We start from the raw sequence: 12766 nt of genomic DNA on the forward strand, positions 1-12766 counted from the left end.
GCTGCTTTTCGACGGCGCGCTCCGAGCCGGCGTGCGTCGCTTCCTGGATGCGGCGCTGCAGATCCGCGAGCTTGCCCGCGGTGGTGTGGATGTCGGGGTGGTGCAGCTCTTCCGGCTCGGACATCGGGTTGCGGCTCCCTGCCTGATCTAAGGGGACGTGAGGTGACTGCTCGGAAAACGCGGTGCTCAGAGCGGCGCTCAGAAGGGGGGCTTGCTACTCATCCGTAGCGTAGTGGCGTGCCTACCTATCGGCAGTGCGGCGTTTACCACACCTAGGGTGGGTTGCATGACGCCGCGAGATGCAGCAGACGCGAACGACAACCGGTGGTCCGACCTGGGCCGTCCGCCACTGAACGGGGCCGCCCTGCGCAGGGCGCTGGTCCGCGACGGCGGCCTGTGGTCCGACGTGGAGGTGGTGGAACGGACAGGATCGACCAACACCGACCTGGCGGGCATCGTCACGGGGGAGAAGGGGGCCGACGAGGGCGCGGTCCTCGTCGCCGAGGAACAGAACGCCGGACGCGGCCGCCTGGACCGCCGGTGGACCGCGCCGGCCCGCTCCGGCCTCTTCTTCTCCGTGGTGCTGAAGCCCACCGGAGTCCCCGTCGAACGCTGGGGCTGGCTGCCGCTGCTCACCGGCGTGGCCGCCGCGACGGCGCTCTCGCACTCCGCCGGGGTCGACACGGCACTCAAGTGGCCCAACGACCTGCTGGTCACCGTGGACGGAGAGGAACGCAAGGCCGGCGGCATCCTCGCCGAGCGCGCGGGCGCCGACGCGGTCGTCGTCGGCATCGGCGTCAACGTCTCGCTGCGCGCCGAGGAACTGCCCGTACCGGGCGCCGGATCGCTGGCACTGGCGGGCGCGACGACCACGGACCGTGACACCGTGCTGCGGGCCGTGCTGCGCTCCCTGGAGCAGTGGTACGTGCGCTGGCGGGACGCGGGCGGCGACCCCGTCGCGTCCGGCCTCCAGGAGACGTACGCGGCCGGATGCGCGACGCTCGGGCGCACGGTACGGGCCGAGTTGCCCGGCGGCCGGACGGTCGTCGGGGAAGCGGTGGCCCTGGACGGGGACGGGCGGCTGGTCATCGCGACCGCGGACGGCGTGCAGGAGCCGGTGGGGGCCGGGGACGTGGTGCATCTGCGGCCCGCGTGAGGCGACGGGCACGGCGGGCCGCCACGACCCGAGCGCACCCCGGCATCCTCTTCCGCCCGGTGTGCGGCGCCCTGGCCCGGCCCGACGGGCCGCGCGGGCCGGGGCGTCCCTGCCCGTGCGGCCCGTGCGGCCCGCGCGGTCGGGCCGCCCGTCGGCGCCTCCGTGGACAACCCCGGGGGCGCCCTGGACATCGAGCGGGCGCGCGCCGGGGACCGCACGGGCGCGGCCCGGCGCGGTGGGTGGTGCGAGGGCGTGGCCCGGCGTGGCGGACGGTGCGAGGGCGTGGTCCGGTGAGGGGTGTGACGGCCCGGACCCGCGAGTGGTCCAGGCCTTCGGCACCGCCCCCGGCCTCGGTCCCGCCGTCGGGAGTGAGCCAGCGCACACCTGCCGTAGAGTTGAGCGCGGTCGAACCTGACCGCGGCAGATCGGAAGGGCAGCAGGAGTGACCGTCGACGACACCGGCTCCGGCACGGGCGCCCACCCCGCCCCCGGCGGCGAGCCGGGCCGTACCGCCGGGCCGGTCACGGACGCGGCACCCGCACGGGCCGCCGCGGACGGCGAGGCCCGGCAGGACGCCCGTCCCGACGCCGGGACCGGCAGCCGCCCGAACCACCGCCCGGACGACCGCTCGCACGCGGGAACCGGCCTCCACGGGGACGACCGCTCCGACGAGGGGAGCGAGACCCGCGGGGACGGCCACGGTGGCGACACCCGTCCGGACGTCCGGCCCGACGCACGCCACGAGGCGACCGGCCGGGTGGACCCCCAGGCCGAGCCGGACTCGGGGGAGGACCCGCTCGCGCTGCGCCTGGAGGGGCTGATCCTCGGCGCCGAGCGGCGGTACACCCCGTTCCAGGCGGCCCGCAGCGCGGGCGTCTCCATGGAGCTGGCCTCCCGCTTCTGGCGGGCGATGGGCTTCGCGGACATCGGCCAGGCCAAGGCGCTGACCGAGGCGGACGTGCTCGCCCTGCGCCGGCTCGCCGGTCTCGTCGAGGCGGGCCTGCTGAGCGAGGCCATGGCCGTCCAGGTCGCCCGGTCCACCGGGCAGACCACCGCCCGTCTGGCCGAATGGCAGATCGATTCCTTTCTGGAGGGCCTGACCGAGCCCCCGGAACCGGGAATGACGCGCACCGAGGTGACGTACCCCCTGATCGAACTGCTCCTGCCCGAGCTGGAGGAGTTCCTCGTCTACGTCTGGCGCCGCCAGCTCGCGGCGGCCACCGGCCGGGTCGTGCAGGCGGCGGACGACGAGGAGATGGTCGACCGCCGTCTCGCCGTCGGCTTCGCCGACCTGGTCGGTTTCACACGGCTGACGCGCCGCATGGAGGAGGAGGAACTCGGCGAACTCGTCGAGGCCTTCGAGACCACCGCGGCGGACCTGGTGGCGGCCCACGGGGGCCGGCTCATCAAGACCCTCGGCGACGAGGTGCTCTACTCCGCGGACGACGCCGGTGTCGCCGCCGAGATCGCGCTGCGGCTCATCGAGACGATGGCCAACGACGAGACGATGCCTGAGCTGCGTGTCGGCATCGCCTTCGGCACGGTGACCACCCGGATGGGCGACGTGTTCGGTACGACCGTGAACCTGGCGAGCCGCCTCACGTCGATAGCGCCGCGCGACGCCGTCCTCGTCGACGGCGCCTTCGCCGAGGAGCTGACCCGCACCGGTGACGCGCCCGCCTCCGAGGCGGCTGCCGCGGAGGCGGCGGCCGCGGCGGAGAAGGAGGGCGAGGAACCCCCCTCGTACCGCTTCGCGCTCCAGCCGATGTGGCAGCGGCCCGTCCGAGGTCTCGGCGTCATCGAGCCGTGGCTGCTGGCCCGGCGGGCCGACGAGGCGTAGCAGGTCCCGGTCACCGGCCGTCCCGGCCGGGTGACAGCAGCTCCTTCACGCAGATCCCCACGATCGGCACGCACACGTCCGGCGGCTGATGGGACGGCGCCTGGGCGGTCGGGGTCGGGGACGGGGTGTGCCGCGGTACCTCCGCGGGCGCCGTGGCGGCCGGTGTGGGTCGCGCGGGCGGCGCCTTCGTCACGGGAGCCGTGGGGATGCCGGTGCCGCCCGGCGTCGTGGCGACGGGGGCCGCGCCGCGGGCCGCCGGGACCGTGGCGGCCAGCGTCCGGACCGACGCCGGGATCCGGCTCGCGTCCGAGGTGGGTGCGGGGCTCGTCCCGCCCATCGCGGGGCTCGCCGGTGCGGCCCCGGCCCACGTGGGCGAGGGCATGGCCGCGACGGTGGGGACGGCGTCGCCCGCAACGTCGTTGTCGGTGGCGGTCGCGACCGGCTCGGCCTCCGTGGCCCCCGCGTCCGCGTGCCCGGTCACCGGGTCCGGTGTCATCCGGGCGAGGCTCAGCACCCCCGCGGCGAGCGCGAGTCCGCCCGCGGCGAAGAGCACCCGGCGTCGGCGGGGCTTGCGGTGACGGCCCCGGACGGTACGGAGCCGGACGGGAGCGGGCTCGTCGTCGCGGGGGGCGTACGTGGGCTCGTCGCCGGAGACGTACGCGCGCTCGCGCACCCCGGCCGAACGCGGCGCCGGAACGATCCGTCGCCCCCGGCCGGCACCATCGGCCCCACCCGGCACCTCCCGGGCCCCGACCTCGGCTTCCCGGGCCCCGACCCCGGCTTCCCGCGCCTCCGCTCCGGCTTCCGGTGCCTTCGCCCCGGCTCGCGTCCCCTGAGCGCCCGGCGTGACGGTGGCTTTGCGCGGCTCGGCCGAGGCCTCCGCCTTCTCGGCGGCCGTCTTGGCTTCCGCCCGCCGGGTGTCCGCCGCGACGGTGGCCTCGCGCGTCTCGGCCGCGGCTTCCGGTGTCTTCGCCTTGGCCTGTGTCCCTTGAGCGCCCGGCGTGGCGGTGGCCTCGCGCGTCTCGGCCGCGGCTTCCGGCGCCTTCGCCTTGGCCTGTGTCCCCTGAGTGCCCGGCGTGACGGTGGCCTGTGCCGTCGCTCCGGCTTCCCGTGCCCCGGCCTGGGTGCCCCTTGCCTGCGTGACGGCTTCCCGCGTCTTCGCCCCGGCCTCCGTCCGCTGGGTGCCTGTCGCGACCGTGGCCTCCGTCCTCTCGGCGCCCGCCCTGGCTGCGGCCCCGCGTGCCGTCGCGGCCGCCGAGGTACCGGCTCCTCGTGCTCGCGTGCCCCCTCCGGCTCCGGCGGCCGGCCTCCCCGGTGAGGGGGCCCAGACCTTCGCGGCCCTGTCCGGCGTCGTCCCGGCCTTCCCCGCGGCGGTCGCTCCGCCCCGTGGGCCCGGGGCGCGCCTCTCGGTGGTCCCGGCGTCCTCGGCGCCGGTTCCTCCCGTGGCGGCCGCCGGGGCGGGGGCGGACAACGCCCGGTTGAGCGGCGTGACGCGGATCCACCCGGTGTCCGCCGGCGCGGCCGTGGCCGCCGTGGAGTCGGAGCGCCGGTCGGGCGAGGTACCGGGACCGGTGGCCCCGGACGACGCCCGCTGGGCCGGCGGTCGCGTGAGTGCGGGTCGCGGGCCCGGCCGGGTGCCGGCGGCCTGCGGTGTCTCGCGGTTCGTCATGGTCGTCCCTCCCCGGTGAGCCGGTGCCCCTGATGCGTTGCGGCGGTGCGCAGGTTATGCGCGGTCCGAGGGCGGAGAAACGAAGTCCGGCGACATGTCACTCGAACGAGGAGCTACGGCCCGAGGGGGCGGGTTTCGCCGGACGGCGCCTGCTGCGATGATCGGGGCATCGATTGTTAACCCGCGTTAACCGGGAGGGTGTCATGGCGCAGCACGAGGCGGACCGGACGGCGGAGCCGGCCGAGCGGAGGTTCGGGGAGTTCGTGGCCGTACGGCGGCACGGGTACGTCGCCGAGCTCGTCCTCGACCGGCCCAAGGCCATGAACGCCGTGTCCACGGACATGGCGCGGTCGATCGCCGGCGCCTGCGAGGCCCTCGCCGCCGACCGGGACGTACGCGTGGTCGTGCTGACCTCCACGCACGAGCGCGCCTTCTGCGTCGGCGCCGATCTGAAGGAGCGCAACTCCTTCTCGGACGCCGAGTTGGTGCGCCAGCGGCCGCTCGCGCGAGCCGCGTACACCGGTGTCCTGGAACTGCCGATGCCGACCGTCGCCGCCGTTCACGGCTTCGCGCTGGGCGGCGGGTTCGAGCTGGCGCTGTCCTGCGACCTGATCGTGGCCGACCGTACGGCGGTCGTCGGACTGCCCGAGGTGTCCGTCGGCGTGATTCCCGGAGGCGGCGGTACGCAGTTGCTGCCGCGCCGGGTCGGGGCCGCGCGCGCCGCCGAGCTCATCTTCTCGGCGCGGCGTCTGGAGGCCGCCGAGGCGCGGGAGTTGGGCCTGGTGGACGAGCTGGTGGAAGCGGGGCAGGACAGGGTGGAAGCGCTCGCCCTGGCCGCCCGGATCGCCGCCAACTCGCCGGTCGGACTGCGTGCCGCCAAGCGCGCCCTGCGACTCGGTCACGGACTCGACCTGCGGGCCGGCCTGGAGGTCGAGGACGCGGCCTGGCGCTCCGTCGCCTTCTCCGGTGACCGGGCGGAAGGGGTCGCCGCGTTCAACGAGAAGCGCAAGCCGGAGTGGCCGGGAGAGTAGCCCCGGAACCCTCGTCGTGCGACCCGTACCCCTGTTCGCTCCGCCGACGTCCCAAATGTGCGCAAATATACCTAGCCTGGGGTGATGGGTGAGGACAATCGGCTGAGGGCCGTGGTGACGCTGGCGCAGGGGATGGCGGCGGCGCACACCCCGCGGGAGTCGTGGCGGGCGGCGGCGCTCGGCGCGTGTCACGCGCTGGCCGGGAGCTTCGCCGCGCTCTCCGTGTGGGAGCGCGAACTCGGCCGGCTGCGGGTGCTGGCCAACGTGGGCGACCGCGCCCCGGACGAGGACGAGTTCCCCGACGGGGAGGCCTACCCGGTGCACCAGTTCCCGGAGATCACCGAGTTCCTGCACGAGCGCTGGGCGGGCGGCGGCGAGCCCAACGCCTGGGTCGAGACCTCCGACGGCCCCGTGGCCGGCGCCTTCGGGTACTGCCACCAGCGCGTGGCGGCGCTGCGCAGGCGCGGCCGCGGCTGCTGTGTCGTCGCGCCGATCGTGATGCACGGGCGGGCGTGGGGGGAGCTCTACGTGGCCCGTCCGGCCGGAGCCCCCGTCTACGGCCCGCAGGACGCCGACTTCGCGACCGTCCTCGCCTCCGTCGTCGCCGCCGGGATCGCGCAGACCGAGCGCCTGGAGGAGGCCCGGCGCCTGGCCTACACCGATTCCCTGACCGGACTCGCCAACCGCCGCGCCGTGGACGTACGGCTCGAGGAGGCCGTGGAGCGGCACAGGGAGGACGGTGTCGTGGTCAGTCTCGTCGTGTGCGACCTCAACGGACTCAAGCGCGTCAACGACACCCGGGGGCACGCCGTCGGCGACCGGCTCCTCGAACGGTTCGGGTCGGTGCTCTCGCTGTGCGGGGCCATGCTCCCGGGCACCCTGGCGGCACGGCTGGGCGGCGACGAGTTCTGTCTGCTGGCGGTCGGCCCGCCGGCCGACGACGTGGTCCGTGTCGCCGGTGAACTCTGCTGCCGGGCGGCCGAGTTGGAGCTCGGCGAGGGCGTGGCGTGCGGGGTCGCCTCGACCGGGGACGCGATCGGCCCCGTACGGTCGGCGCGTCGGCTGTTCCGGCTGGCGGACGCGGCGCAGTACCGCGCGAAGGCCGTCCGGGCCGCGAAGCCCGTGGTCGCCGGGCGCGAGGGCCCCGACGATCCCGTGGTGCGCCTCGCGGACGCGCCCCCGCCGGCGGCGGGCGAGCGCCGCAGGTTCCGCGGACGGCACGACAGGCCCCGCACGTGACGACGGCACGGCCGCCGCGGGCGGGGCGCGGCACGGTCGGCGCGTCCGTGACACGCCATCGGGCGGCGGCCGTGGCGGACGGAGCGGCCGTTGTGACGTACGCCGGAGTAAGGGGTCAACCCCCCGCCCGCTAGTGACATCATAGAATTCACTGCGTACGCTCCTGAATATGGATATGCACACTGTGGTGGTGGGGACGTCCGGAGTGACCGCGTCCGACGTTCTCGCCGTGGCGCGCGAAGGCGCCCGGATCGAGCTCTCCGGCGAGGCGGTGGCGGCCCTCGCCGCGGCCCGCGAGATCGTGGAGGCGCTGGCCGCGAAGCCGGAGCCCGTCTACGGCGTCTCCACCGGGTTCGGCGCCCTGGCGACCCGGCACATCAGCCCGGAACTGCGCGCCCAGCTGCAGCGCAACATCGTCCGCTCGCACGCCGCCGGCATGGGCCCGCGCGTCGAGCGCGAGGTCGTCCGCGCGCTGATGTTCCTGCGGCTCAAGACCGTCTGCTCCGGCCACACCGGTGTGCGGCCCGAGGTCGCGCAGACCATGGCGGACATCCTGAACGCGGGCATCACCCCGGTCGTCCACGAGTACGGCTCGCTCGGCTGCTCCGGCGACCTGGCGCCGCTGTCCCACTGCGCCCTGACCCTGATGGGCGAGGGCGACGCCGAAGGCCCCGACGGAGTCGTGCGCCCCGCGGGCGAGTTGCTCGCCGAGGCCGGCATCACCCCCGTCGAACTGCGCGAGAAGGAGGGGCTCGCCCTCCTCAACGGCACCGACGGCATGCTCGGCATGCTGGTCATGGCCCTCGCCGACCTGGAGACGCTGTACAAGTCGGCCGACGTCGCCGCCGCGCTCTCCCTCGAAGCGCTCCTCGGCACGGACAAGGTCCTCGCCCCCGAGCTGCACGCCATCCGCCCGCACCCCGGCCAGAGCGCCAGCGCCGCCAACATGCTGGCCGTGCTGAAGGGTTCGGAGCTCACCGGCCACCACCAGGACGGCGCCCCGCGCGTCCAGGACGCCTACTCCGTGCGCTGCGCCCCGCAGGTCGCCGGCGCCGGCCGGGACACCCTCGCGCACGCCCGCACGGTCGCCGAGCGCGAGCTGGCCTCCGCCGTCGACAACCCGGTCGTGCTGCCCGACGGCCGCGTCGAGTCGAACGGCAACTTCCACGGCGCCCCCGTCGCCTACGTCCTCGACTTCCTCGCCATCGCCGCCGCCGACCTCGGCTCGATCGCCGAGCGCCGCACCGACCGGCTGCTCGACAAGAACCGCAGCCACGGCCTCCCGCCGTTCCTCGCGGACGACGCCGGCGTCGACTCGGGCCTGATGATCGCCCAGTACACGCAGGCCGCGCTGGTCAGCGAGATGAAGCGGCTCGCCGTACCGGCGTCCGCGGACTCCATCCCCTCCTCCGCCATGCAGGAGGACCACGTCTCCATGGGCTGGTCGGCGGCGCGCAAGCTGCGCACCTCCGTGGACAACCTGACCCGGATCGTGGCGATCGAGCTGTACGCCGCCACCCGCGCGATCGAACTCCGCGAGGGTCTGACGCCCGCCCCGGCGTCGCGGGCGGTCATCGACGCGGTCCGCGCGGCCGGCGTCCAGGGCCCCGGCCCGGACCGCTTCCTCGCCCCCGACCTGGCGGCGGCGGACGCGTTCGTGCGCGCCGGCGGTGTGGTGGCCGCGGTGGAGCCGGTGACCGGCCCGCTCGCGTAGCGGAGTGCGCCGTATGTGGGCCGGGTGTGTCCCGGCCCACATACGGCACCTCGCCCCCTGGTGTCAGGGTGTGCTACTGTCTCATTGATACGTTTTTGGTACCCATTTACTTTGTGCGCCTGATCGGAATCCTCCGCAGGCGCGTTTTGTTTTACCGGCATCTCCGGCATTACCCGGTGCATCTCCGGATGGGGGCCCAACTACCTGTTCAGGAGAACAACATGGCTACTGGCACCGTGAAGTGGTTCAACTCGGAAAAGGGCTTCGGCTTCATCGAGCAGGACGGCGGCGGCCCCGACGTCTTCGCCCACTACTCGAACATCGCCAGCTCCGGCTTCCGTGAGCTCCTCGAGGGCCAGAAGGTCTCCTTCGAGGTCACGCAGGGCCAGAAGGGCCTGCAGGCGGAGAACATCGTTCCCGCCTAGTTCGAGCGCGCTTTTCCAGAGCCGGGTCCCGCGCCTTCGGGTGCGGGTCCCGGCTCAGCGCTGTGACAGCTCATGCAGTCGGTGAGCGCTGTGTGTGCAGTCCGTGGGCCCAGGAAGGAAATCCAGATCCAGCATGACTCGATCCGAACGTCCCGTCCGTAAGCGGCCGGCAAACGCGCGCGCCGCACAGACCGGCGGTTCCGCGAGGAACGCGGGCCGGAGTGCCGGGCGCCCCGGCGCCCGCAAGGTCGCGCCGCCGCAGGAGTTCTCCCTGCCCGAGACCATCACCCCGGCGCTGCCCGCGGTCGACTCCTTCGACGCGCTGGACATGCCGGCCGCCCTGACGAAGACCCTCGCGGCCCAGGGTGTCACCGATCCCTTCCCGATCCAGGGCGCCACGCTGCCCAACTCCCTCGCCGGGCGCGATGTGCTCGGCCGCGGACGCACCGGCTCCGGCAAGACGCTCGCCTTCGGGCTCGCGCTCCTCGCCCGTACCGCCGGCCGCCGGGCCGAGCCGCGCAGTCCGCTCGCGCTCGTCCTCGTCCCCACCCGCGAGCTCGCCCAGCAGGTCGACGACGCGCTGACGCCGTACGCCACCGCCGTCAACCTGCGCGTGACCACGGCCGTCGGCGGGATGTCGATCGGCCGGCAGGCCGGCACGCTGCGCCGCGGTGTCGAGGTGCTCGTGGCCACCCCCGGGCGGCTCAAGGACCTCATCGAGCGCGGCGACTGCGCCCTCGGACAGGTCGCGATCACCGTGCTGGACGAGGCCGACCAGATGGCGGACATGGGCTTCATGCCCCAGGTCACCGCGCTGCTCAAGCAGGTCGAGCCGGACGGCCAGCGGCTGCTCTTCTCGGCCACGCTCGACAAGAACATCGACCGGCTCGTCAAGATGTTCCTCACCGACCCCGTGGTGCACTCCGTCGACCCGTCCGCGGGCGCGGTGGTGACCATGGAGCACCACGTGCTGCACGTCGCCGACGAGACCGACAAGAAGGCGGTCGCCACGCGGATCGCCGCCCGCGACGGCCGGGTGATCCTCTTCGTCGACACCAAGCGCGGCGCCGACCGCTTCACCAAGCGGCTGCTCGCCAGCGGTGTCCGGGCCTCCGCCCTGCACGGCGGGCGCAGCCAGCCGCAGCGCAACCGCACCCTCGACCAGTTCAAGAACGGTCAGGTCACCGCCCTCGTGGCCACCAACGTGGCGGCCCGCGGCATCCACATCGACGACCTCGACCTCGTGGTCAACGTCGACCCGCCGACCGACCACAAGGACTACCTCCACCGCGGCGGCCGCACCGCCCGCGCCGGAGAGTCCGGCAGCGTCGTCACCCTGGTGCTCCCCGAGCAGAAGCGTGAGATGACCCGCCTGATGGCGGACGCGGGCATCACGCCGCGTACCGCCCGCGTCAAGTCCAGCGACGAGGAGCTCGCCCGCCTCACCGGCGCCCGCGAGCCTTCCGGCGTGCCGGTCGTCATCGAGGTCCCGCAGCAGGCCGAACAGCCGAAGGCTCGGCCCAAGGCGCGGCGTGCCACCGGAGGCGGGGCCAGGCGCCCGGCGGTCGCCGGCGGCGACACGGCCGGACGCACGGGCACAGGCTCCGACGGTCAGGCCCGCCGGCAGCGCGGCGGACGTCCGGGCACGGACGCCGCGACGGGCGACACGGCCGCCGGACGCCGCGCGAACACCGGGGGAGCGGCCGCGGGTCGTCGTGCCGAGACCGGTGGCGGCGCGGGTCGTCGTACGGAGGCCGGCGGTGGCGCGGGTCGTCGTGCCGAGACCGGCGGTGGCGCGGGTCGTCGTACGGAGGCCGGTGGCGGCGCGGGTGCCGGTCGCTCCGGTGGCCGCGGGCGTGCTCCGCAGCGCGGTGGCCAGAACGGCGGCCAGGGCGGTGGCGGCCGCAGGGCCGCCTGACCGGACCGGATCGTTCGGCTTCGCCGCGGTCCCGCACCCCCTGGCATCATGCCCGTGGGGTGCGGGACCGCCGCGTGAACGGACCACGCCCTGCGGCCGGGAGACCGCCTCTCGCGGTTCCCGGAGCTGAACCGGGCCGCGTAGCGCGGGGGTTCAGACGTCGCCGAGGAAACCCGGGTCGACCCCGTCCAGTTTCAGGGCGAAGTCCCGGTGCAGGCTGAGCAGTTCCGCCAGCGGCACCGCGCGGCGGCTGGTCGACATCAGATCGCGCCGCGCCTCCGCCGACCACAGGAACGGCATCACGGACAGCCCCTGCGTGCCCGTGAGGGCGCCGGACTCGGCCCGCCAGCCGGGCCAGCGCAGCGTGTCGTAGAACTTGTCCGTGCCCTCGCCCAGGAGCCACTGGAGCCATGCCCCGTGGCCCACTTCGAGCGCCTCCCACTTCAGTGAGTCCGGCGCGAAGTACACGACCTCGCCGGGATGACCGGGACGCCCCACCGACTCCGGGTCGGCGCCGTTGAGGACGAACACCCCGCCCAGCACGTCGTGGCCGACGACGAGCCCGCCGTCCCGCGGACGCCAGCCGGGATCGAAGTACTCGGGGAATCCGTTCACCTCGGCCAGCGAGGGCAGGTCCGTCGACCCGCCCGGCAGCCCCGTCGGCTCGTCCTCGGCCGGACTGCCGTAGATCCGCAGCCACCCGCTGTCCAGCACCACACCGCCGCAGTTGAGCACCATCCCGCCCAGCCAGGACCGTGCGGTGACCTGGAGCTGGAGCAGGCTCGCGCGGCCCAGGTCGGTGTCCACCGGGGGCACTTCCATGGACACCCCGCTCGCGGCGATCGCCTTGGACAGCAGCGGCCAGGCCGGTTCCTCGACGTCGGTCAGCTCGCTCAGCTCTCGCATGGCTTCCCCGTGGGTTGTCCGGACGCGGTCGACGCGCTCAGTAGCCCATCATGCGCTCTCGGCGCACGGAATACGCCACGAATCCGGCGCCCAGACCGAGGAAGAGCGTGCCGCCGACGAGATACGGAGTGGTGTCCACGGCGCCCGTGTCCGCGAGCCGGGTCCCGTCGTCACCGGAGAACGTGTGCGGCCCGCCGTCACCGGAGAGCGTGCCGGTCCCGTCGCCGTCCGCCTCCGCGGACGCCGGTGCCGGCACGGTGACGGTCGGTGCCGCGGACGTCGACGCCGTCGAGCCCGGTGTGGGTACGTCCTGGGTCGCGTTGGCGGACGGGACGAACCACAGGGCACCCAGGAGGGTCCCCGCTGTGGTGGCGGTCAGCAACGATCGACGTGCGGCGGACACGAAATATCGATCCCCTTGTGGCGCTTGCGAATTGGCCCTGGGGGCCGATGCTAGTGAAAGGCGCGGGTCGTGGGAAAGTCGCGCATGCCGGGGGCCGTACGCTCCCTCCCATGAGCACCTCAGAGACTTCACAGTTTGTACGGCTTCGTGTCGAACTCGTGCTGGAGATCGACGACGCCGACGCCGTCACCCGGGCCGCGCTGGCCCGGATCGGGGCCGACACGGACATGCCGGCCGACGAAAGAGCACATGCCGAGGGCGCAGTGACGGAAGACACGGCGGAGGCCCTCGCCTATCTCGTCGACCCGTTCGACCTGGTCAGCGAGGTGCCCGGAATCGAACTCGCGCAGGCCTCGTGGAGCAGCGAGCCCGTTGACTATGATCCCGATTCGCCGGATTGGGACATCGACGAGGATGATGCTGACGAGGACGACGAGGAAGACGCGCGCGGCTGAAGCGGTCCGG

At 74.2% G+C, this 12766-nt stretch carries 11 protein-coding genes; 8 read left to right on the forward strand and 3 right to left on the reverse strand.

Going from position 1 to position 12766, the window contains the following annotated elements; translation table 11 throughout:
* Positions 1–286 precede the first annotated feature (286 nt).
* Both ACFYW9_RS00005 and ACFYW9_RS00010 read left to right on the forward strand, forming a co-directional pair.
* On the forward strand, positions 287–1156 hold the full coding sequence (locus ACFYW9_RS00005; protein WP_351875816.1) for a biotin--[acetyl-CoA-carboxylase] ligase: 870 nt from the start codon (positions 287–289) through the stop codon (positions 1154–1156).
* 442 nt (positions 1157–1598) lie between these two features.
* The gene (locus tag ACFYW9_RS00010) at positions 1599–2996 is read left to right on the forward strand and encodes an adenylate/guanylate cyclase domain-containing protein (protein WP_389142556.1); all 1398 of its coding nucleotides are present in this window, start codon (positions 1599–1601) and stop codon (positions 2994–2996) included.
* A gap of 10 nt (positions 2997–3006) precedes the next feature.
* Here ACFYW9_RS00010 and ACFYW9_RS00015 read toward each other — a convergent pair whose 3' ends face one another.
* A complete protein-coding gene (locus tag ACFYW9_RS00015; protein ID WP_389142559.1) occupies positions 3007–4665 on the reverse strand; it encodes a hypothetical protein in 1659 nt (552 codons plus the stop codon).
* A 203-nt stretch (positions 4666–4868) separates the two neighbouring features.
* On the opposite strand from ACFYW9_RS00015, the gene ACFYW9_RS00020 reads away from it, so the two are divergent.
* The 5 genes from ACFYW9_RS00020 to ACFYW9_RS00040 all read left to right on the forward strand — a co-directional run bounded on the left by ACFYW9_RS00020 (position 4869) and on the right by ACFYW9_RS00040 (position 10992).
* Positions 4869–5696: an enoyl-CoA hydratase-related protein gene (locus tag ACFYW9_RS00020; protein WP_351875825.1), complete on the forward strand. Its 828-nt coding sequence runs from the start codon at positions 4869–4871 to the stop codon at positions 5694–5696.
* Positions 5697–5780: 84 nt separating this feature from the next.
* Positions 5781–6935: a diguanylate cyclase domain-containing protein gene (locus ACFYW9_RS00025; RefSeq protein WP_389142563.1), complete on the forward strand. Its 1155-nt coding sequence runs from the start codon at positions 5781–5783 to the stop codon at positions 6933–6935.
* Between the two features lie 175 nt (positions 6936–7110).
* On the forward strand, positions 7111–8649 hold the full coding sequence (hutH, locus tag ACFYW9_RS00030) for a histidine ammonia-lyase (protein ID WP_389143529.1): 1539 nt from the start codon (positions 7111–7113) through the stop codon (positions 8647–8649).
* 221 nt (positions 8650–8870) lie between these two features.
* Positions 8871–9074 carry a cold-shock protein gene (locus ACFYW9_RS00035; RefSeq protein WP_030362889.1) on the forward strand — a complete coding sequence of 68 codons (204 nt, stop codon included), beginning with the start codon at positions 8871–8873 and terminating at the stop codon, positions 9072–9074.
* A gap of 133 nt (positions 9075–9207) precedes the next feature.
* Complete coding sequence (locus ACFYW9_RS00040; RefSeq protein WP_389142568.1) at positions 9208–10992, forward strand: DEAD/DEAH box helicase; 1785 nt, start codon at positions 9208–9210, stop codon at positions 10990–10992.
* A gap of 153 nt (positions 10993–11145) precedes the next feature.
* Here ACFYW9_RS00040 and ACFYW9_RS00045 read toward each other — a convergent pair whose 3' ends face one another.
* Entirely contained in the window at positions 11146–11898 is a 753-nt protein-coding gene (locus ACFYW9_RS00045) for a DUF2625 family protein (protein WP_389142571.1), read from the reverse strand.
* 37 nt (positions 11899–11935) lie between these two features.
* A complete protein-coding gene (locus ACFYW9_RS00050; RefSeq protein WP_389142574.1) occupies positions 11936–12301 on the reverse strand; it encodes a hypothetical protein in 366 nt (121 codons plus the stop codon).
* Between the two features lie 110 nt (positions 12302–12411).
* Between ACFYW9_RS00050 and ACFYW9_RS00055 the strand changes: the two genes are divergently transcribed.
* The gene (locus ACFYW9_RS00055) at positions 12412–12756 is read left to right on the forward strand and encodes a hypothetical protein (protein WP_351875841.1); all 345 of its coding nucleotides are present in this window, start codon (positions 12412–12414) and stop codon (positions 12754–12756) included.
* Positions 12757–12766 lie beyond the last annotated feature (10 nt).

Origin of the sequence: Streptomyces sp. NPDC002698 (genome assembly GCF_042888945.1) — a bacterium.
GTDB lineage: Bacteria > Actinomycetota > Actinomycetes > Streptomycetales > Streptomycetaceae > Streptomyces.